Origin of the sequence: Anaerosporomusa subterranea, from assembly GCF_001611555.1 — a bacterium.
Lineage (GTDB): Bacteria > Bacillota > Negativicutes > Sporomusales > Acetonemataceae > Anaerosporomusa > Anaerosporomusa subterranea.
Genome location: NZ_LSGP01000001.1, coordinates 32,464 through 53,289 on the forward strand (window position 1 = coordinate 32,464; position 20,826 = coordinate 53,289).

Genomic DNA, 20,826 nt, shown 5'->3' on the forward strand with positions numbered 1-20,826 from the left:
GCAAGACTGGCCTTCTGACCGACTCAGCGAAATATCTTTTTTACCAGAGCATCAGTCACTGCTTTTTTTACGTCTTCTTTGGAAGTCGGGATATTGTGTTGACTCAGCTTCTCTAAGGCATCGCGACTCAACTGCTCAGGATAAAACGTTCCCAGAGCCGTATGAATAGTAATGTTGGAAATCTCAGTGGTTCCACCGCGTTTGATGAAACTGCCGGTTAGTGTCTGAAAGGAGACACCGTAGGCCTTGCCGTTGCGAATCACGAAATCCCCTTGCGTAACCGCTGTTTCGCCTTTACCGCTAACATGGCCGGTAAAGTCTAGAGGACCTTGCACATCTTTGTCAGTAAGGGCCGAACTATTCATGCCACTGCCAGATGCAGCCAGTTCGTAACTCTCGTTTGCTGTCAAGACTTCGCCTGCCACTGACAACTGCCCTTGGTAGGCGGCCCCATGTACTTGTTGTAAGCTAAGACGCCCTTCGTCATAACGCATATTCCCGCTAATCTCGCTTACAGACATATCGCTAATCGTGACTTGGGGAATTTTGAAACTTCCGGATATTAACGGCTTGATTAATGGGCCCGTGATGTTCACGGTGACAAAAAGAGGCCGCTGTACGGCTAAACCGGTGAAAAATGCTGCAGGATCAACATCAGGTAGCGTTAACGCAAAGTCGAGCGATTGTTTGTTGTCTTTAAGTAGAATACTGCCTTTGCCCTCTGTTCGTTGACCAGAGATCATTAGAGCCAAATCCCGAAAGTGTAATCCATTTTCATCAGCGCTGAATTTTCCCTGCCCGTCACGAATATTGACCTTGCCTGCAACCGTTAAGGCGGAGAATTCCCCCTCGGCTTGGTAGTGTACTATACTCTTATCATCACGTTTTGCTACCACTTGTAGCTTCTTTAATAGTCCCTTCTCTAAACGGATCTCTTGTGTAGCAGGAAGTAACCCGCTCAGTTTGGCCACATCAAACCCATCCGTCCGGAGCGTAAGTTCACTAGCATTGCTTTCTCCCCAGTTGCCAACTATGCCTAGTGTGGCTTGGCTGACTCGCCCTTTGAGATCAATACCCAAGCCAGCGGGATATGTAATGAAATCGAGTGTACCGTTGACGCCTTCGATGGTTTGTGTAATCTGATTATTGCCAATATGAACGGTTCCTTCGCCGACTTCAACTTTGCCACGAAAATCTGTCGCGGTCTTATCGTCCTTCACCAGGCCTTCCCAATTCCAACGCTCTTTTTCCGTCTTGAGCCAAATTTCTGCGCCCTGGATAGCGACCACTTCAATGCTCGACATACCCAGATTGCCCTTCGTCAAATCTGAAAATTTGTATTTGATTTCGATATTTGGGCTTTTTGCGACAAGATTGTCCTGCTTGTCATAGACCGCTACATTGCGAATCCTTACCCAGCTCAGTAACGATAGGTCAATCGACCCTACCTGTAGTCGTCCGTTGAGCTTCTGTCCCACGCTGGCAACCAGGCTGTCTTGAAGCGCCTTAGCCACCTTGCCTGAAACGACTTGCCACAAGCCGCCTAGGACAATTAGCGGGATTAATGCGATGATAATATTTTTCTTATATTTTACTAGCCATTCCTTCAAAACTCTCAGCCTCCAAACTCACAAACGTCAGGTTATATAGTATTTAATTCGACAAACAATCGTTACCTCCCTGCTTAATAGACTAACAGCAAGGTTAGGCAAGTTCTATCCTTCGCACAGCCTGTAGACTCCACCTTCTTAAGGTCGGGCCTTACAGTCTGTAGTTCAAGCCCCTAAAGGGAACCTTCGGTTTCGCAAAAACGTAGATTCCGAGCCTCACTCACAAGTGTGACTAAGATTTAGATGGAGTCAAAACTCCACCTGAATCAACTCCTTTTTATCTTTCGTGCTCGCTAGCAAGCAAACTCCTGCAAACACTTGACAACTTGCAGAAGCTTGCCCTTTGCACTAAATGCCAAGTCTCGGTTTTCTTGACTAAAATATGACAATGTGTAATAATTATAGTATTGTAAAATACTGAAAAAAAGAATATATTTGGCAAACTTATCGAAAGGTAAGGACGCAAAGCTATGGGTCTAAGGGGTTCCCTATGATTGCCAGGCTGCCATTGCGGATGATAGGACCAGGCATTGGCATGGTCCTATTTTATTTTGTGAAGTGAAAAGAGGTGAAATATCGGCATTTAGGTTGTAATAATGTAAATAATTGGTGAAAGAGTGGATGCGATGAGTGAGGAACAACTGGTTGTATTTCGTCTAGGAAATGAGGAATATGGTATTGAGATATCTCAAGTTAGAGAGATTATTCAATATCGAAATGCGACAAAGCTTCCTAATACGCCAGAGTTTATGGAAGGGATCATCAGCCTTCGCGGTAAGGTCATACCTGTAATTGAGTTGGCAAAACGATTTGGCCTAAGTGCAGACACTGGAAAAGACAAGCGGGCAATTATCATTGAGGTTGCAGGCCAAGATATTGGCATTATCGTGACTGAGGTTACGGAAGTACTGCGGCTATCTGGCGAACAGATTGAAGCTGTACCTGCGATGACTGCCGTAAATGAGTGTGTGAGAGGAATCGGTAAAGATGCTAATCGGTTATTAATTTTGCTTGATTTAGGCAATTTGCTAAGGGCGGATGAGATTAGGGCGATCGGGGCAGCGTAGCGCAAGCGACCACCGAATGTCGAAATCCGGCTGTCAAAGGTTATTATAAAGGAGTTTATAGCATGAACATAAAAAGCGTTCAAACTCGATTGCTACTATGGTTGTTGCCACTTATTTTTGTGGTATTAAGTGTGCTATCAGGGGTTAGCTATTATATTTCTAAGCAATCTTTAGATCAAAGCATTGGTGAAACAGCTGAGGCAATTGGAACCGACTATGGGTACCGTATAAAAGGCAGTATTCAAGAATTGATGATCCAATTGGAGGATATGGCCAAAACGCAAACTTTCCGGACCGGAACCGATAAGGCCCAGATTAGCGCAGCCATGGCTGAAATACAGAAAAGGATTGGTTTTGAAACCGTTTTATATATTTCGCCGGATGGCTCGGCGATTCGCGGCGACGGCACTACAGGCCAATACCGCGACCGCGAGTATTTCAAAAAAGTGCTTGATACGAAAAAAGCATATGTCTCTGAGCCGCTGACTTCAAGGGCGACCGGCAAGATGTCCTTCTTTCTGGCTGTGCCGGTCATGAACAACGGACAACTCATCGCGATAACAGGGGGGACGTATTCCCTTGAAAAAATGACCGATCTAATTAAAGATCTAAAATTCTTGGATACCGGCTACGGTCAAATCTCCGATGATTCAGGGACGATTATTGCCCACCCGAAGAATCCTGGAATCATTGGAAAGCTGAATCTTGCCGAAAAGAAGATCAATGCTGAAATTAAGCTGCAACAGAACGAACTCGACGACCGTCTGATTGCTCTGTTTACCAAAGCAGCCCAGTCTGGGCAACAAACACATGGAGTATACAGCTTTGTGGACGGTGTGGCTAGATACGGGGTATACACGCCAATCGATCTCCCAGGCGGTCAACGCTGGGTAATGGGGGTATCAGCACCTGAAACGGAAGCCACTCAGGACACGGATGCCCTGGCGCGAACAGTGCTGATCATTTCGCTAATCTGTTTACTCATTGTTGCAGTATCTATCGTATTCATAGCCAAACAGTTCACCAAACCGATTGCGCTGATACGGGATGAATGCCTGCTTTTGGCCCAAGGCGACCTGCGGGAGCGTGAGGCAAAGGTTTCTTCAGAAGATGAAGTCGGCCAACTGGCGCAAGGTTTCCGGCAGATGCGGATAAATTTGCGTGAGCTTGTTGCAAAAGTACATTCCCAATCCGAGCAACTGGCTGCTTCGAGTGAACAGCTGACAGCCAGTGCCGACCAATCTGCCCAGGCCGCTAACCAGGTTGCGGCATCGATTACCGATGTGGCGACTGGTGCAGCAGAACAGCTAGCCGCGGCTAACGACACCTCTGCCGTGGTTGAACAGATATCAGCCAGTATCCAAGAGGTTGCGGCCACTACCAACGGTGTAGCCGCACAATCGGCGCAGGCTGCTGCTAAGGCTAACGACGGCAGCAAGTCGGTGAATAAAGCGATTAGTCAAATGACACAAATCGAACAGACTGTTAATACGTCCGCCAAAGTAGTCGCTGAATTGGGCGAACGCTCCAAGGAAATTGGTCAGATTGTAGATGCTATCTCCGGTATCGCCGGACAAACTAATTTGCTCGCTCTTAACGCCGCTATCGAGGCCGCGCGGGCCGGTGAACAGGGACGCGGTTTCGCTGTCGTTGCCGATGAAGTACGCAAACTTGCCGAGCAGTCTCAGGAAGCGGCCAAGCAGATCGCCGAACTGATCGGGGGGATTCAGGGAGAAACCGATAAAGCTGTATCGGCCATGAATGATGGCACCCGGGAAGTTAAAGTAGGAGCAGAAGTCGTTAACGCTGCCGGACAAGCTTTCCAAGAAATCGTAGCATTGGTAACCCAAGTATCCGATCAGATAAAAGACATCTCTACTGCAATTGAACAGATGGCTATTGGCAGCCAACAGATCGTCACAGCGGTTAACCGGATCGATGGCTTGAGTAAAAAGGCATCCGGAGAGGCCGAGACAGTATCGGCGGCCACCGAGGAGCAGTCAGCGTCTATGCAAGAGATCGCCTCCTCCAGCCAGAGCCTTTCCAACTTAGCGATGGACCTCCGTGAAGCTGTCGGCAAGTTCCGTGTTTAACATGACGGGTAAAAGGGCTTAAGTACACAAATGAAAAACTCCTGCAAGGCTATTAAAGTCTTGCAGGAGTTTTTCATTTGCCTGCGATTTTCTGAGCTCAGCCTAATAGTGGATTGTCGATTAATGCTTAGCTAGCCGGAATATATCGGTCATCCTATGACATAGTCATTGATATAACCGATATAAGAGGGAGGTATTCGAAATGAAAAGATTGGTGATTCTATGTCTTGCAATGTTTGTTTTGACCATACCATCAATCACTAAAGCTGAAAGCAGCGTAGCTTATCGACAAGATATCCGTCAAGATAAATATCGATTAGAAAATCAGAATCGAGACAAACTGGAGCAAGAGAAGCAACAACGAGAGAAAAGAGAGAGAGACAGACAACAACGAGATAGAGTAGAGAGAGACAGACAACAACGAGATAGAGTAGAGAGAGACAGACAACAACAAGATAGAGTAGAGAGAGACAGACAACAACGGGAGAGAGTAGAGCGGGACAGACAACAACGGGAGAGAGTAGAACGGGACAGACAACGGGATTATCGACATCAGATCGAGCGCCATCGAGACGATCGCGGGCGCAAAGGACGATATGATTGGTCACATTCAGCATACAGACATGATCGCTGGCGGCCGATAGCTCATTCATCCTTTAGAAGTATTCCGTTCAATTGGCATGAACGTGCAGGGCATTATGCGCCCCATCATCATTTTGAACAGATTCATGACCGGCATTGGCATGACAGATTTCCTGGATTACGGTTATTTAGATGGAGGGATAGTAGTGGTAGCGGCTTTTGGTATAATGGTCACCATATAGTAGATGGGATCATGTTTTACAACGATTCAGATGAATTGGTCAGCATCGGTTTCTTTCATAACAAAATATTTATCATGCTACGTGACGATGGCCAAAACTATGAAAACCATGATGAATTTTTCTTGTCGTGGTGGATACATCATTAAAGAATCGAATATAGAATTGTTACCCATATAAAACTATCATCAATCTGCTTTGGGGATACTCCTGCATTCTGGATACCAATCTATTAATGCCGCGATTGTCTGTGAAAATCGCAGCAGGGAAAATTGCTCCGCAGTGGCTATCTGAAAAAATGAAAACATTAGGTCTAGAGTAAGGCGGATTCGCATCAGTACACTGAGAGCTATATAAAACTTTAATAGTAAAAAGCCTCACCCTTGCTTTATGCAGGGCTGAGGCTTTTGTACTAGAAAATTAATCGCCCGCATAGTGGCGCTTGTGACGCTGGTGCCGCTCGTGCTAACCGTTACCTGCTCCTCAAAGGTCGCTTAATGTTATTTACTGGTCAAAGTTATCCCTGATATAGCGGCTGATATCTTCCAGCTTGCATTCCACGCTAGTCAACGTGTGATGAGTTAGGGCTTCAGTAAACTTGAGCCCGCTGCCAGTAATGATACTCACTATTTTCTCTTTACCAGTCAAGTAATTTTCGGAGCGTAATTTTTGAATCGCGGCGATAGGTACGGCAGATTCGGGTTGGACGAACAGGCCGATCTCGGCGAGCATCGCCTGCGCTTTGATTGTTGCGTCATCAGGCACAGCGACAGCAAAGCCACCAGTTCTCTTTAATAGCCGCAGGGTTTGATTACCGCTAGGTGGGAACGGGTTTTCTATGCCGTGGGCGATAGTATGTGGGTCGAGAACGCGTGAAACTTCCTCCTGCTTAGCATGAAACGCGTTGCAAATTGGTGAGCAGCCACTGGCTTGTGCACAAATAATTTTGGGAACGTTCTCGATGAGTCCACAAGCATGAAATTCGCGGAAGCCTTTTTCTATACCACGCAAATTTCCGCCAGCGCTGGTGGGGATAATCACATAATCAGGCATGTCGAAATGAAGTTGCTCGCAGATTTCAAAGGCGATCGTTTTCGAACCCTCTATCCGGAATGTCGCGTCAGAGTTGATAAAATAAATCTGGTTGGTTTGGCCGATCTTTAGACTTTCATAGTACAGATTGCCATAGTCGCCATCAACTCTGATCAAGTGCGGGTTGTAAATCGCGATCGGATTGATCTTTTCTGCGGCAATATTTTTACTAACAAAAATGAAGGCTTCCATCCCTGCTTTACGGGCATAAGCAGCAACAGAGCTAGCCATGTTGCCGGTGGAGACGGTGCCGATGCGCTTGTAGCCCAGCTTGCGGGCGTGTTGGACGCCAGCGACGGTTCCCCGATCTTTAAACGACCAAGTCGGATTTTGCGCCTCATTTTTGAGATAGAGTTCACCAATACCGAGTTTCTCTGCTAAGCTCTCAGACTGTATCAACGGCGTAAATCCCTCGCCCAGAGAAATATCCCGGTCAAGCGAAGCAAAAGGCAGGAACTCGGCATAGCGTTCTAACATTGTTTGCGTGAGTAGATTGCCATCACTAATTTTGCCGCAAGTTAACAGTTCTACCTCCAAAGGTTCGTTACAAAGGTCGCAACGGTACTGCAAGTTTTCCATCCGGAATGACTTACCGCATTTTGTACAGACTAACGGCAAGTTTTTCATGGTGATAACCCCCTCCCATTGGAATCGTAATTTCCTGTTTGCAGGAATGCACACATATCTGGTTGAATTATCAGACAACAGCACTGTTCCAAGCACTGCGATCCAGCGTGGGTTCATCCCCAAAGGCTGTTGTGAACGGACGCTAGTCCAAATAAAACTGAGGAGAGTGAATGTATGGCAAAGTACAGATGTGTGGTGTGTGGCTATATCTTTGATGAGGCGGAAGGGGACTATGAACAACATGTAGCTCCAGGCACTCTCTGGAGTGATGTGTCTGAAGACTGGGTATGTCCGGTATGTGGAGTGAACAAGTATCAATTTGAGCCAGTTGAATAATGTGGGCGTTGTCGGTTGACGGCGAAATAGTTAGGTGAAGGAGGATTTCTAATGAGACGACAGGATTTGGCATTAACCCGGGAAGAGACATTAGCGATCATTGACGAAACTCAATATGCCGTTTTATGTCTCACAGATCCAGATGGTCAACCATATGGCCTGCCAATGGATTATGTTCGCCAAGGAGATAGTCTGTACTTTCACGGTTCGCAACAGGGTAGAAAAATTGATGCAATGAAAAGCAATCCCAGGGTATGTGCAGTTATTGTCGGTGAGACGGAAATCATTCCCACTAGATTTGGCAGAGAGTATAAAACTGCCATTGCTGAAGGAAAAGTTGAATTGATTAATGAACCAGAAGTTAAACGGCAAGTGATGACTTGGGTGGTTGAACGCAAGAGTCCGGATAACATAGAAAAAGGAAAATTCGTTATTGAAAAGATGCTAGACCGGGTTTTGGTATACAAGATGTACATGGAGACGGTCTCCGGAAAGCATGGCCTGTAGAACTTTGTACACTCTGTGTCAATCACGCCAAGATCGCTAAAAGAACGTCCAATATTACTTTTTCGAAAGCGAATTGCGCAGGTATTCATCAAGAGTTTTATCACCAATATACAACTCTTCAACAACCCCGTAGCCGTTTTTTAAGCGAACAGCGGCAACGCCTGTTTTGCCCGCGCTTTCCCGGTAAGCAGTTTCCGCGAGAGCTGCCCAATGCTCGGGCAGATAATACCGCCTAAACGGTAATTGAACATGGGCTTTGCCGTTCTCGACATAGGTTACTTTGACTTTAACATAGGGTTTTCCTGCCGGTTGTTTGGCACTCACTCCACTGATGATGGCCTTACCATCGGCATTTTTTCCAATGATGGCATACGCCTTTTGGCCATAAGCAAATTTCGCATTGTCCATAACCGGGCCGCTTCTTTCTTTGAAGCCAAGGTCAATATAGCGACCCTTAAATGCATCATATGGATCAACAGGTGCAGTCTCCCACTCAAAACGCTGCCCGGTCTGCAGGATATCTTCCCATTGCCAGGCCATGTATAGCACGATAGCGAGCTGAATGACAGCAACGACAGTAAACAGTGCCAATCGCTTCTTACTTTTCATGCTGTCCTCCTGCTTTATGGCGTACCATCAACCAATTGACCACTAGAAATCCTATACCCAGACAGACAAAGACGACTCCTCGAATGACAAAGCTGAGATTTGCATCAAGGAACCGTGCAGCAATGAGCAAGGCCAACATCAGCATACCGGCATTAACCTGACCAATACTGCGATTGCGGGAACCGGCGCTGATAACCCAGATACTCAGAAGCAGCATATAGCCGTTCAGGAGAATCATGGGGGTTGACCCGCTAGCATCAAAGTACTGGACCAAATAACCGATGCTTACGACTAACGGTGCGACGGCGAATGGCAGATTCCTGTGACCGGTTTGTTTTGCGGTGCGAAAGAGAGCGGCGGCAGTTAGCAGCAACAGTGCGATAACCAGCAGTGTTTCGACATTTGAAACTCTCGATGTCGTCATATTTAGATGTCGCCAATAGTCATAAAAAGTCAAGATAAAGATCGTGATCCCACTACCAGCTAAACCGATCGCTTTAAACGGCAATCGACTTTCCTGAACGGTGTTGAACCACAATACGCCTGCCATGTAGTTGATGCTGAACAAGGCGCTGTACACTAATGCTCTGAACGTATTTAAAGAGCTATCGAATGCAGCTGTGAAGCAGCCGTAAAGACAGATATTCCATACCCAAGACAAAACGGCTGTAGCGTTAGAAAATCGGTCTTGACGCAACTTTTGCCAATAATAAGGCAGGGCCAGAGTTAACAGAAGCCATACAAACTGCTTTTCCACCGGTGAATAGATACTAGCAGACCAGTAGGTTACTCCCAGAAGATACAGCACAGCGACACTGTTTGCACGCAGCAGGTACATCAGCGGCAGCGATAACAGCATCCAGGTGAGCAGAAAACTATCCGTATCGCCTGTCAGATGATAGGTTTGCCCAACCAAAGCCAATACTGCGCCAATGACGATCATGTGCAGCGCTGCCGCTGATTCCCGCCATGTTCGGCTTTCTTGTTTGAAATACAACGTCATTCCCGCTACCAGTTGGGCGGCGACAAGCAACCCAATAGATAAAGCCAGGCGGTTGACTCGCGTCAATTGCGCCCAGTTGTGGGCGATTAATAGAGTAATTCCCAGCCCCACCAATAGAACGCCGAAAACGCCGAAAGCCAGCAAAAAGGTAGGTCTACCCTGGTTATCCTCGATTGGACCGTAATGATTTTTAATATTCTCAGCAGCCTCTGGTGTCAGCACACCTGTGGCAATTAACTCAGGCAGATCCTGATATAGCTCTGCGAGGGCTTTTTTGTTCATGACGACAATCACCTCAGTAAAGAAGGTTCTGCTTCAATAATACCATCATTGCATGCAATCGTATACTCATTAGGTCGCTTAGATCAAGAAACCCCTTTACAGCTGGGAGACAGCTTTAGAGGGGTTTCTTGTTGCCCGTGTTATTCAAACACACTCAGTGTGATTGTTTTGTCAAACTGGTATGATTTGCTTTTGTTTAATTAACAAATGGTATTGATCTCTCAACTCCGGTACACAGGCGGAATCGTTGCTATAACAGAGCCCCGCTAAAGCGGTTTCCAAGAATATAGTCAACTGGCGGGCGTAATGTAAAAGACTATTTAATTGCGCAAGCGATTCCCTGCATTTCTTTTCTGTAGAGTTGATCTGGGATGCGACCGGACTGTACGCCTGCCTGACTCCCGTAACTTCGGCAGTGACGGAGTCTAGCGCAACAAGGTCATCTGGACTGAGTTCTTTGAGTGATGACTTTCCTAACGCGCGCATTGCTTCTTCCATTTCCAAAACCATCGATTTCAGTACGTTTACTACACTGGTAGCTGCCTGTTCGACATTAAGCTGTGTTTTAGTTGGCGAATTGTAATATAGCAGAGTAGTCGGCGGTTCCCATGGTAGCACTTTTTCAGTTTGATTGTGTCCAAGAGCAAAAAGGGGAATCGTACCCAGGTAAATGGCATCTGCACCTAAGGCTAAAGCTTTTAGACACTGACCAGGCGTAAAGTATCCACCTGAAATGATTAAACTCATCCGACTGTTTTTTAAATAGCGTCTTGCACGGATCAACCCGTATAAACTGGGTATTCCGAAATCGTCTTGCTTAATTGGAGGGGTTGCATGTGATCCAGCCTCACAGCCATCAATCACTATGGCATCGAAGCCTAACTCTACGGCAACTGCCAACTCCTCCTCAATGCGATCTGTCGCCATAATCTTCAGGGCAATCGGAATGCCTTTCGCCCTTTGGCGTAATCTCTTCATGAAGGCAGGCCAGTCTTCAGGTTTGTTTACTCCCGGAGGCGCTGGGAGTCCTACAGCCGGTTCACCGGGAGCTAATTCCCCCAGAATTCGTGCTCTACCTTCGAAATCTATAGCCTCTATCTTAGCTGGCCCCACGTCTGCGCCTTGTCCTATTTTCACTTCCAACATATCGGCGGCGGCGATTTGCTCGTTCGTTCGCAGGCCCCATTGCCAGTTGCAGATTTGCAAAATAAACTTTCCCGATTGGCCTGGTTCCTCGGGTAAAAATGGCCCTTCTCCAGAGCAGTTAGCCGTATGCAGGATTTTAGAGGCCTTAGCTAAAGCCAGCTTAGCCTCCTCGCTAATTCCTAAACCATAGGCCATACCAGCAATCATCAAAGGGATTTTTAGTGTTAATGGTTTAGCAGCACTCGAACCGAGTGTTACCGACATGTCTATTTTGACGCTTACAGGCAGGGATAACGCAGTCATTTGTGGGGGGGAGAACATGAGATTATCATAGTTAAAGAAATGCTTAGGAGATCCTAATGGCCGGGTGATATCCGCTCCAGTTTGTGCCCGTAAACTCATTTCTATCAGATTAATGACCGAAAAACGTTGTAATGATGGCAATAATTCCGCAAGATTCTGGTCATACGTATCGGAGAGCAGCGTTGTTGCCACATCATTGGTGATGCGCTTGATGAGATAGCGGAGTAGCGGTTTAGCTAATAACACGAATGCTAGCAGCAAGAGAGTCAGGAGAAGAATGGGCTGGAGCAGACCCTGGAAGATCGTTATGATAAATTGCATAGCAGTGTCCTCTATCGATTTTTTGCTATTAGTATCCAATGTTTTATTTGATTTTAAACCAGCGATTGCTCTTGCTGTCTATACAGGAAATTCTGTCGAGATCTGCGGATTTGTTCGGGATTAACCCGGGAGGGCTATAATCAAATAGTTAAAATAAAAGCGATATAGTTAGCATAGAACCTTGCATTTTGCTTAGTAATATGCAGGGTTTTTGCATTTCTGTAAGAATATATTTTGTTAGATAATTCAAAAAATGAGGGGTGCTGTGGTGATTAAAAAGTTTGAAGAAATTATCAAGACAGCTCAAGTAAAAGGCCCCAAAACAATTGCGGTAGCCGTGGCACAAGACTTGGAAGTGCTGCTGGCAGTAAAAAACGCCAAAGAGTTAGGAATCGCTGATGCGATATTAGTCGGCGATAGCGCGGCGATCCGTCGGATTGCCCAAGAAAATCAACTTGCTATCGAGTCATTCCGGCTTGTCGATGTAAAGGATAACGTCGAAGCCTGCAGAACTGCAGTGAAGCTTGTTGCCGAGGACGAAGCGCAGGTTGTGATGAAAGGCTTGATCGACACTTCTGTACTGCTCAAGGCTGTGCTAGATAAAGAGTTCGGACTGAGAACGGAAAATGTATTATCTCATGTTGCTGTGGCCGATGTCGGCGACTATGACCGACTTTTTTATATCAGTGACGCGGCGATGAATATTGCCCCAGATCTAGCTGATAAAAAACAAATCATTGAAAATGTCGTGCGTGTTGCCAATGCACTCGGTAACGCTAATCCAAAAGTCGCTTGTGTCTGCGCTGTTGAAAAAGTGAATCCGAAAATGCAGGCAACGCTTGATGCCACAGAGTTAGTCAAAATGAACCAAGCTGGCGAATTGACCGGCTGTGTGGTTGCCGGTCCCTTTGCCTTAGATAATGCGGTATCGATTGAGGCGGCAAAACATAAAGGGATAACCGATCCGGTGGCAGGCAATGCGGACATCCTGCTGATGCCTTCCATCGAAGCGGGGAATATGCTGTATAAATCGATTGTATTCTTTGCCAAAGGGAAGATCGCTGGGATTGTTGTCGGCGCAAAGGCTCCAATTGTTTTGACTTCCAGAGCGGATTCTGACATTGCCAAGCTAAACTCCATCGCAATTGGCATTTTGCTGGCAAGTAAAAATGAGGCGGTATAAATATGAAAGGAATATTTAGAGTATTAGCGATTAATCCTGGTTCAACCTCAACTAAAATTGCAGTCTTTGACAATGAGCAGCCAGTCTTTGAGCAGGTTGTCCGCTATTCTAATGAGGAATTGGCTCCGTTTGAAACCGTGATTGATCAATTTGAATTCCGTAAAGAGGGGATTCTACAGCTGCTAAAACAAAATGGTATCGACATTGCCAGTCTGGATGCTGTAGTTGGAAGAGGCGGACTGTTAAAGCCAATCGAAGGCGGGACCTATGCGGTAAATGATGCTATGATTATAGATATTCGTCTGGCTGAACGCGGCGAGCATGCCTCAGATTTAGGCGGTGTGATCGCCAAGGAGATCGCTGACAGACTAGATATCTCCGCGTATATCGTCGATCCTGTTGTCGTCGATGAGCTTGCCGATATTGCGAGAATATCCGGTCTGCCCGGTTATGACAGAGTAAGCATATTTCATGCATTGAATCAGAAGGCTGTTGCCAGAAGAGTCTCAAAGGAACTGGGAAAGCCCTATGATCAAGCAAATTTAATCATTGCTCATTTGGGCGGCGGTATCAGTGTCGGCGCCCATCAAGGCGGCAGGGTAATTGATGTCAATAATGCTCTAAATGGAGACGGTCCATTCTCACCAGAAAGAGCAGGCGGGATGCCTGTAACGCAAATCATTGACCTCTGCTTCTCCGGTAAGTACACAAGTAATGAAGTCCGAAAAATGCTTGTCGGCAAGGGCGGACTGGTAGCATATTTAGGAACAAACGACGGCAGGGAAGTCTGTAAGAGGATCGATGCCGGTGACGTCAAAGCAAAACTGGTCTATGAAGCAATGGCCTACCAGGTAGCTAAGGAAATCGGCGCTGCAGCCGCCGTGTTGTATGGCAAGGTTGACGTCATCGTATTAACCGGCGGACTTGCCTATGATAAGACGTTGGTAGAATGGATTACTGACCGAGTGAAATTTATTGCTGGCGTCAAAGTAGTTCCCGGGGAAGATGAGATGATTGCATTAACCGAGGGCGCGTTACGAGTACTTAGAGGCGAGGAAACGGCTAAAGAATACAAGTAACCATAAACGCCAGCAAAGAACTCCTGTTAGATGCGATCTATCAGGAGTTCTTAAATAACAGAATATTTAGTCTTGACATATTCTTATTAGGTTGATTATAATCAAACCATAAGTAAACTTTTGATAACAGTTACTTTTTTTAGGCACTATGTAAACGTTTCACTAAAAATAAACTAAAAAAAATTAAAGGAATTGTTATCTTTTTTATGAGAAATATGTAAACGTTTAATTACTTGATTTCATTAGAATACGGGGATTTTGAGAGGGATTGCGAGTGGAAAAACGCTCTTACAGTGAGAGGCAGGGAAAAGTCACCATCCGGGAGGTGGCTGAAAAAGCAGAAACATCGATAGCTACCGTTTCCTATGTGCTCAATCATGAAGCCAATCGATATTTACGTCCTGAATTGAGAGACCGCGTACTACAAGCTGCCAGTGAACTGGGTTATGTGAAAAACGCTGCGGCAAGTAGTCTTAAAGGAAAGCGCCGCGGTATTCTAGCCGTGTTAGTGCCGCAGTTTGGCAATATATTTTTTACGCGGATATGTGTCAATGTGGAGGCAGTAGCCCGTCAGGAGGGATGCATAGTAACTATTTGCAATAGTGACGATGACCCAGCTCAGGAGCGCCTCATTCTGGATCGGCTTGTTGCCCAGCGCATTGACGGTTGCATTATTTCACCGGTTTTGTTACAGGCAGAGAATCTGGCATTGCTAGAACGGCATCAGGTGCCATTCGTCATTTTAGAACGCTCATTGGATGAGACATATCCTGCGTATGATTTTGTTGGTCATGACAATTTTCAATCCGGTTATTTAGCTACCCAAAGGTTGCTTTCCTCTGGACACAAAAACATCGCTTTTTTGGGCTGGGATTCGCCAGTCCCCAATGTCTGGGAAAGGTTGGACGGGTATACTACAGCTCTGAGGGAGTACGGACTGTCATTTCGTCCTGAATGGGTTAAAATGACGGAATTATCAAAACAGGCGGGACGTGATGCGGCGGCACAGTTGCCCTTGACAGATATAACGGCTATTGTGCTAGGACATCATGAGTCAGCAAATGGAGCATTGCTTCACTTTCAGGATGCAGGATTGCGGTGGCCAGAGCAAATTTCTATCGTTATGATTGGTACTCCTGAATGGAGTGGCATGCTTAGACCTCGGTTAACGTGTATCAAACGCCCGGAATCAGAAATGGGGAGCGCGGCGGCAACCTTATTGTTTGAAAAACTGCGTGATCCCAATCATGTGGCAACGAGACGGATTTTCTCCTGCTCATTGCTGGAAGGAGGTTCAGTGCGCAACATCCTTTAATACTGTACTAATGATGAAATGCAGAAGGATGTGGAAACTGCGATATTTCTTTAGTATTTGTTAGAGGGAGGCCATATTTTGTTTGAGAACCTCGTAGTTGGCTTACAAGCTATTGCTTCACCGTCGGTGCAAGTGATGATTTTGTTAGGAGCTTTGGCAGGTATCTTGGTTTCCTGTCTCCCCGGGCTTGGTCCTACCATGACAGTTGCTCTGTTGATTCCGTTTACTTTTGGTATGTCGCCTACCAGTGCGCTGCTGCTTTTATCCGGTGTTTATGTGGGCGCCATGTTTGGCGGGGCTATACCTGCCATTTTATTAGCCACTCCAGGTACACCGGCTGCGGTGAGCACTACCTTTGACGGTTATCCGATGGCGAAGAAGGGCTATGCCGGTAAAGCGATTACCATTGCCTGTATTGCTTCTGTGGCTGCGGGTTTATTTGGCACTCTTGTCTTAATGACCATTGCACCGCCATTAGCAGAATTTGCTCTCCGTTTCAGCGCTCCTGAGTATTTCGCGGTTGCGGTGTTTGGTTTGGCTGTAATCTCCAGTTTGGCAGAGGGTTCAGTCATGAAGGCGTTTGTGAGTGGCGCTATCGGCCTGCTGTTAGCCATGGTAGGTATGGACCCGATGATGGGCGTGGATCGACTGACTTATGACAACACGGATCTGTTGGGCGGAGTGCCATTTCTGGCGGTTATGATTGGAACGGCAGCCTTGGCAGAAGTCTTGTACCAGATTGACAGCGACTGTAAAGACGATAAGACAACAGCGATCGCTGTCAATAACATGCGTTTATCTAAAGCCGAGCTTAAGCAAATGGTGAAACCGACAATTATTGGCAGTGTACTTGGCGTATTTATTGGCATTATGCCTGCTGCCGGCGCAAACATCGCATCATTTATCTCCTGGGCGCAGGCTAAGCTTTGGTCGAAACATCCGGAAGAGTTTGGAACTGGATCGATAGAAGGATTAGCTGCATCAGAGTCAGGTAACAATTCTGTGGTTGGCGGCGATCTGGTGCCAATGCTTACTCTGGGAATTCCTGGTGATCCATGTACTGCCGTTATGATGGGAGCGCTGATTCTACAAGGACTGCGGCCGGGGCCAATGTTGTTTACAGAACATCCGGAAATTGTCTATGGGCTATTTCTGGGATTGATCATATCTAATCTGTGGGTGTTGCCGATTGGGCTATTGGGCGCTCCTTTTTTTGCCAAGATGACTACCGTTCCTAAGCACTACCTATGGCCGGTAATCCTAGTTTTGTGTATCACTGGCTCGTATGCATCCGAGGGGGGGATCTTTCCCGCCTATGTTGTAGCCTTCTTCGGAGCAGTAGGCTATCTGATGAAAAAACTAGGCTATCCGATAGCGCCGCTAATTTTAGGGGTACTTCTGGGTCCTATTGCGGAAGAAAATATGCGGCGTGCCTTATTGGGCTCGCATATGGATTATTCTATTTTTATCACTCGACCGATATCGTTAACCTTGCTAGTGATTGCTGCAATCACGCTGATTTGGCCATGGGTTCAGGACTGGTATCAACAGCGGGTTGCTAAAAAAGCTGGCGTGAAAATCGACTGCTAATCAAAAATATTAGGGAGGTAAGAAAAGTGAGAAAAACAACATGGATGGCAGGTCTGATTATTCTGGCGCTGGTTCTCTCTCTAACAGGCTGTGGCGGTGAGAAAAAGGTCGAGGCTCCGAAGTTTCCGACAAAACCAATTTCAATCATTGTGCCGTATGGCGCTGGCGGTGGTACAGATGCGATTGCGCGCGCTATGGCTAAATCAGCTGAACCCATTTTTGGGCAGCCAGTGACGATTATTAATAAAGTAGGAGCAAACGGTGCAGTAGGTATGACCGACGGCGTAAATGCGGCGGCTGACGGTTATACGGTGACAGCGGCTGCGATTGAAACTGTGCTGCATCCCATTATGGGCAATGTAAAATGGAAAGTGGATGACTACAAATCCATTCTCATGACCAATTCAGATCCTATCTCAATTGCAGTCAGAGCTGACAGTCCGTATAAAACACTGGCAGAATTGATTGCCGTTGCCAAGCAAAAACCGGAATCATTAAAGCTGGCGACTCTTGCCCCGGGAGCAATTACCCATCTGGCGGGACTGAGCTTCCAAGAAAAAACTGGCGCTAAATTCACTATTATGCCATTTCCTTCAGGCGGAGCGGCGGCTATTACCGATCTGTTAGGCGGCCATGCCGACGCAGCTTGTATTACCGCAGCCGAGATGAGCCAACACGTCAAGGCAGGCAAGATCAGACTGCTGGCTATTTTGGACGGCAATAGAATGAAAGGCTTCCCCAACGTGCCGACAGCTAAGGAACAAGGATACGACATGGCGTTTAGCGTATGGCGCGGTATGACTGTTCCGGCAAAAACTCCAGATGCAGTGGTGAAAGTTCTCCATGACGGTTTCAAGAAAGCGATGGAAGATCCCAATTTTATCGCATTTATGGAAAAAGGCGACTTTGGCATCCGTTATGATACCGGCGCTAATTTCCATACGTTCATGAACAATGAAACAAAGCTGCTTACTCCGCTGCTTAAACAAGCAGGTTTGATAAAAAAACAACAGTAACTCGTTAGCAAGCTGAACATCGAAACTTCAGGTGGGGACTCTGCCCCACCTGAAGTAATGCCGCCGCGGCGAGAGTCTTAACTCAACGACGGAGATAAAGATATCCACAAGGAAAAGGGGGCAGACAGTATGCCGATGCGTACTCTTAATCTGCTATCTGCCGGTATACTTATTGCTTTCGCATGCTTTATTGTCAATGAAGCAAATCATATGCCAATAGAATATGGTGAATTGGGACCAGGCTTTTTTCCACGCTTGATCGGCGGTTGTCTGGGTGCGTTTGCTCTCAGTATTTTGGTTATGACTTTCTTTTCTCCAAAAGGATCCGGAGAAAAGGTAACGTTGCCCAAACCAGCGCTCTTGTATATCTTGGTTGCGACTGCTATTTATTTGTTTTTGTTGCCGCGTCTGGGTTATCTGGTCAGCACGCCGGGATATTTGGTGGTAACTGGTTTGCTTATTTCCGGTCAACCTAAAAAGTACTGGAAAGGGGTTACCATCAACGGCATACTTTGTTCGGCAGTTTTATATGCATTATTCGCTAACCTGCTGAATGTGCCATTACCCTAATAAGGAGAGAAAATATGAAAACAATCAGAGTAGGTATTGTCGGCAGTGGTTTCATCGCAGAATTACATATGTATGCGTATCGAAGGGTATATGGTCTAAACATTGAGATCAGCGCTGTTGTTTCCCGTGGAGACCATGTATTGGATTTTGCCAAACGGCATCATATACCCACCGTTTATCGCGATTTTCGGGACTTGCTAGCCGACAAGGATATTGATGTAGTGGATATTTGCACTCCGCCTTCGCTTCATGCCGATATGGCAGTAGAAGCCATGCAGGCTGGAAAACATGTTATCTGTGAAAAACCGTTTACCGGCTATTTTGGACGCCAAGGGGACGCTGTGCCCATCGGTCGCAAGGTGCAGAAAGGGCTGATGTATGAGCAGGTAATGGCCGAAATGAAAAAAGCTCGCGCGGTAATCCAGGGCAGCGGGCAACTATTCCTATATGCCGAGGACTGGGTGTACGCGCCAGCAATTAGTAAAACGGCCGAGATGCTGCGGGCGACCAAGGATAAAGTTCTGTTCATGAAAGCTGAGGAAAGTCATAGCGGTTCACACGCTGAACACGCGGCGAGGTGGGATATGACTGGAGGCGGGGCGCTGATTCGCCAAGGTTGTCATCCGTTGAGTGCGGCTCTTTATCTAAAGCAGGTAGAAGCCAAATCCCGGGGAGAGAACATTTCGATTGCCAATATTGTTTGTGATGTAGGTAATCTGGGAGATGGGCTGATTGGCGACGAACGCAAGTACATCTTTTCCCACCCAGTTGACGTAGAGGACTGGGCGATGATGAATCTAACCTTCACCGATGGCACTAAGGCAACGGTATTTGCAGGAGATATGATTTTAGGCGGTGTGCGAAACTTAGTTGAGACATATACCAATGGTGGCGTACTGTTTGCTAACATCGCCCCCAACAATCATATGGTAACCTACATGACAGATGAGCAGAAGCTGGCAGATGTGTATATAACGGAAAAGGTCGACCGCAAGACCGGTTGGCAATATGTCTGCCTTCAAGAAGAGTGGACACGTGGCTATATGCAAGAAATTCAGGATTTCATGGAATGCGTTGCAACCGGCCGCAAACCGCTGTCTGATTTGGATCTGGCACAGAATACGATTCAGGCGATTTACGCAGCCTATTGGTCAGCTGAAGAGGGCCGTCGAATCAATTTATAAAGTAGGGGTTGATTCCTCAAAACATAAAAGAACCCCGAGCGATTGTGTGGGAATCGCTCGGGGTTCTTTACTGGAGGTGCTAAAATACGTATTTCTCGACTACCGCTATGCCTAAGAGCAAAGCGACCGCTCCATTGACCACTATAAAGTTTTTCACCGCAAGGACAAAGGGTTCCCGCTTTGATGGGTTATGTGCGAACCTTTTTATGTTTTTATCTAATACTATTTTAGTCAAAATCGCCAGCAATATAATCGTCGGAGCAACATTTAGGACCACTGCGATTATAATGGAGAAGTAGCCAATATCATATGATGCTTTGAAAAGCTTCAATGCTTTTTCCTTGCCGATATAGTGAGGCAAGGTGTAGCGCTTATTCAGAATATCTTCATCCAGATCACAGATGTTATTAGCAAGCATGATATTGCCAATACCCGCAATGGCCGGTATGGAAAACAGGAATAGCGAAAGAACCTCAATGAGGTTTAAGTGGATGGTTAACATCGTCCCGCTATAGGACAGCAGCGCGATTCCCTGATCAAATATATGGATATATACTGCTAAGAAGATGATGATAAAGCCCATGAAAAAACCTGAGAAGACTTCCCCTAAAGGCATTCGGGAAATCGGAACAGGTCCGAAGGTATATAATATCCCTGTTGTAAAGGAAAGCACACCGATTACCAGAACTACTATGTCGGTTTTTAAAGTCAAAAATACGCCTAAAGCTGTAGCGGTAGTCAACAACATAACGATAACTGCCAGCGCGGTAGACTCCTTTATGTCATGATTGACGACAGCGTTGTGTTTCTCGTAGTTGTAGCCCTTTCTACTATGCGCCTTTTTATAATCTAGATAATTATTGATGCCAGTTGTCGCCATGTCGAAAGCGAAAAGAGAAATAAACATAATAATGGCGTTTTCAAATTTAAAACTGTCATATTTATATAAAGCATATAGAGTCCCAATAAGAAATGGTGTAACACTGGCGAGTTTTGTGCGAATTTCAACAAAGTCAAAAAAGCTTTTTAGATTCATCCCGTTGTACTCCTGTTACTTTATAGCAGTTAACAC

18 protein-coding genes and 1 riboswitch are annotated in these 20,826 nt (G+C 46.2%); of the genes, 12 read left to right on the forward strand and 6 right to left on the reverse strand.

Translation table 11 applies throughout. The features are described 5' to 3' along the window. Positions 1-23: 23 nt before the first annotated feature. The gene (locus AXX12_RS00140) at positions 24-1,610 is read right to left on the reverse strand and encodes an AsmA family protein (RefSeq protein ID WP_066236561.1); all 1,587 of its coding nucleotides are present in this window, start codon (positions 1,608-1,610) and stop codon (positions 24-26) included. A 427-nt stretch (positions 1,611-2,037) separates the two neighbouring features. Beyond that, a riboswitch (cyclic di-GMP riboswitch) is annotated at positions 2,038-2,120 on the forward strand. 116 nt (positions 2,121-2,236) lie between these two features. Between AXX12_RS00140 and AXX12_RS00145 the strand changes: the two genes are divergently transcribed. The 3 genes from AXX12_RS00145 to AXX12_RS19715 all read left to right on the forward strand — a co-directional run bounded on the left by AXX12_RS00145 (position 2,237) and on the right by AXX12_RS19715 (position 5,740). Beyond that, positions 2,237-2,677, forward strand: coding sequence for a chemotaxis protein CheW (locus tag AXX12_RS00145; RefSeq protein ID WP_066236563.1), 441 nt, complete (start codon positions 2,237-2,239; stop codon positions 2,675-2,677). Positions 2,678-2,739: 62 nt separating this feature from the next. Further along, entirely contained in the window at positions 2,740-4,770 is a 2,031-nt protein-coding gene (locus AXX12_RS00150; protein WP_066236565.1) for a methyl-accepting chemotaxis protein, read from the forward strand. Positions 4,771-4,972: 202 nt separating this feature from the next. Next, positions 4,973-5,740 carry a hypothetical protein gene (locus tag AXX12_RS19715; protein WP_066236567.1) on the forward strand — a complete coding sequence of 256 codons (768 nt, stop codon included), beginning with the start codon at positions 4,973-4,975 and terminating at the stop codon, positions 5,738-5,740. 355 nt (positions 5,741-6,095) lie between these two features. Here the strand turns inward: AXX12_RS19715 and thrC are convergent, their stop codons facing one another. After that, complete coding sequence (gene thrC / locus AXX12_RS00160) at positions 6,096-7,310, reverse strand: threonine synthase (protein ID WP_066236569.1); 1,215 nt, start codon at positions 7,308-7,310, stop codon at positions 6,096-6,098. Between the two features lie 174 nt (positions 7,311-7,484). Between thrC and AXX12_RS00165 the strand changes: the two genes are divergently transcribed. Both AXX12_RS00165 and AXX12_RS00170 read left to right on the forward strand, forming a co-directional pair. Further along, complete coding sequence (locus AXX12_RS00165) at positions 7,485-7,646, forward strand: rubredoxin (protein WP_066236571.1); 162 nt, start codon at positions 7,485-7,487, stop codon at positions 7,644-7,646. Between the two features lie 51 nt (positions 7,647-7,697). After that, complete coding sequence (locus AXX12_RS00170) at positions 7,698-8,153, forward strand: pyridoxamine 5'-phosphate oxidase family protein (protein ID WP_066236573.1); 456 nt, start codon at positions 7,698-7,700, stop codon at positions 8,151-8,153. Positions 8,154-8,207: 54 nt separating this feature from the next. On the opposite strand, the gene AXX12_RS00175 is transcribed toward AXX12_RS00170, so the two are convergent. The 3 genes from AXX12_RS00175 to AXX12_RS00185 all read right to left on the reverse strand — a co-directional run bounded on the left by AXX12_RS00175 (position 8,208) and on the right by AXX12_RS00185 (position 11,817). Further along, positions 8,208-8,762: a GDYXXLXY domain-containing protein gene (locus AXX12_RS00175; RefSeq protein WP_066236575.1), complete on the reverse strand. Its 555-nt coding sequence runs from the start codon at positions 8,760-8,762 to the stop codon at positions 8,208-8,210. Next, positions 8,752-10,047: a DUF2157 domain-containing protein gene (locus AXX12_RS00180; RefSeq protein ID WP_066236577.1), complete on the reverse strand. Its 1,296-nt coding sequence runs from the start codon at positions 10,045-10,047 to the stop codon at positions 8,752-8,754. Before AXX12_RS00180 ends, AXX12_RS00175 begins: the two co-directional genes overlap by 11 nt. Positions 10,048-10,218: 171 nt before the next feature. Beyond that, the gene (locus AXX12_RS00185) at positions 10,219-11,817 is read right to left on the reverse strand and encodes an FMN-binding glutamate synthase family protein (protein WP_082816617.1); all 1,599 of its coding nucleotides are present in this window, start codon (positions 11,815-11,817) and stop codon (positions 10,219-10,221) included. A 271-nt stretch (positions 11,818-12,088) separates the two neighbouring features. On the opposite strand from AXX12_RS00185, the gene AXX12_RS00190 reads away from it, so the two are divergent. From AXX12_RS00190 to AXX12_RS00220, 7 genes are all read left to right on the forward strand, one after another. Continuing rightward, complete coding sequence (locus AXX12_RS00190; RefSeq protein WP_461781722.1) at positions 12,089-13,000, forward strand: phosphate butyryltransferase; 912 nt, start codon at positions 12,089-12,091, stop codon at positions 12,998-13,000. 2 nt (positions 13,001-13,002) lie between these two features. Continuing rightward, entirely contained in the window at positions 13,003-14,079 is a 1,077-nt protein-coding gene (gene buk, locus AXX12_RS00195; RefSeq protein WP_066236583.1) for a butyrate kinase, read from the forward strand. Between the two features lie 274 nt (positions 14,080-14,353). Further along, the gene (locus tag AXX12_RS00200; protein WP_066236585.1) at positions 14,354-15,394 is read left to right on the forward strand and encodes a LacI family DNA-binding transcriptional regulator; all 1,041 of its coding nucleotides are present in this window, start codon (positions 14,354-14,356) and stop codon (positions 15,392-15,394) included. 78 nt (positions 15,395-15,472) lie between these two features. Beyond that, on the forward strand, positions 15,473-16,984 hold the full coding sequence (locus AXX12_RS00205) for a tripartite tricarboxylate transporter permease (RefSeq protein ID WP_066236586.1): 1,512 nt from the start codon (positions 15,473-15,475) through the stop codon (positions 16,982-16,984). Positions 16,985-17,010: 26 nt separating this feature from the next. Next, on the forward strand, positions 17,011-18,000 hold the full coding sequence (locus AXX12_RS00210; RefSeq protein ID WP_066236588.1) for a tripartite tricarboxylate transporter substrate binding protein: 990 nt from the start codon (positions 17,011-17,013) through the stop codon (positions 17,998-18,000). A gap of 129 nt (positions 18,001-18,129) precedes the next feature. Next, on the forward strand, positions 18,130-18,570 hold the full coding sequence (locus AXX12_RS00215) for a tripartite tricarboxylate transporter TctB family protein (RefSeq protein WP_066236590.1): 441 nt from the start codon (positions 18,130-18,132) through the stop codon (positions 18,568-18,570). 14 nt (positions 18,571-18,584) lie between these two features. Then, positions 18,585-19,754 carry a Gfo/Idh/MocA family protein gene (locus tag AXX12_RS00220; RefSeq protein WP_066236592.1) on the forward strand — a complete coding sequence of 390 codons (1,170 nt, stop codon included), beginning with the start codon at positions 18,585-18,587 and terminating at the stop codon, positions 19,752-19,754. Positions 19,755-19,833: 79 nt separating this feature from the next. Here the strand turns inward: AXX12_RS00220 and menA are convergent, their stop codons facing one another. Then, entirely contained in the window at positions 19,834-20,790 is a 957-nt protein-coding gene (gene menA / locus AXX12_RS00225) for a 1,4-dihydroxy-2-naphthoate polyprenyltransferase (RefSeq protein WP_066236594.1), read from the reverse strand. Positions 20,791-20,826: the final 36 nt, after the last annotated feature.

What these genes read in the sequence shown, in the direction of transcription:
- AXX12_RS00165 (WP_066236571.1), top strand. Translation starts at nt 7,485, where the DNA reads ATGGCAAAGTACAGATGTGTGGTGTGTGGCTATATCTTTGATGAGGCG.
- AXX12_RS00185 (WP_082816617.1), bottom strand. Translation starts at nt 11,817, where the DNA reads ATGCAATTTATCATAACGATCTTCCAGGGTCTGCTCCAGCCCATTCTT.
- AXX12_RS00175 (WP_066236575.1), bottom strand. Translation starts at nt 8,762, where the DNA reads ATGAAAAGTAAGAAGCGATTGGCACTGTTTACTGTCGTTGCTGTCATT.
- AXX12_RS00150 (WP_066236565.1), top strand. Translation starts at nt 2,740, where the DNA reads ATGAACATAAAAAGCGTTCAAACTCGATTGCTACTATGGTTGTTGCCA.
- menA (WP_066236594.1), bottom strand. Translation starts at nt 20,790, where the DNA reads ATGAATCTAAAAAGCTTTTTTGACTTTGTTGAAATTCGCACAAAACTC.
- AXX12_RS00170 (WP_066236573.1), top strand. Translation starts at nt 7,698, where the DNA reads ATGAGACGACAGGATTTGGCATTAACCCGGGAAGAGACATTAGCGATC.
- AXX12_RS19715 (WP_066236567.1), top strand. Translation starts at nt 4,973, where the DNA reads ATGAAAAGATTGGTGATTCTATGTCTTGCAATGTTTGTTTTGACCATA.
- AXX12_RS00180 (WP_066236577.1), bottom strand. Translation starts at nt 10,047, where the DNA reads ATGAACAAAAAAGCCCTCGCAGAGCTATATCAGGATCTGCCTGAGTTA.
- AXX12_RS00215 (WP_066236590.1), top strand. Translation starts at nt 18,130, where the DNA reads ATGCCGATGCGTACTCTTAATCTGCTATCTGCCGGTATACTTATTGCT.
- buk (WP_066236583.1), top strand. Translation starts at nt 13,003, where the DNA reads ATGAAAGGAATATTTAGAGTATTAGCGATTAATCCTGGTTCAACCTCA.
- thrC (WP_066236569.1), bottom strand. Translation starts at nt 7,310, where the DNA reads ATGAAAAACTTGCCGTTAGTCTGTACAAAATGCGGTAAGTCATTCCGG.
- AXX12_RS00145 (WP_066236563.1), top strand. Translation starts at nt 2,237, where the DNA reads ATGAGTGAGGAACAACTGGTTGTATTTCGTCTAGGAAATGAGGAATAT.
- AXX12_RS00220 (WP_066236592.1), top strand. Translation starts at nt 18,585, where the DNA reads ATGAAAACAATCAGAGTAGGTATTGTCGGCAGTGGTTTCATCGCAGAA.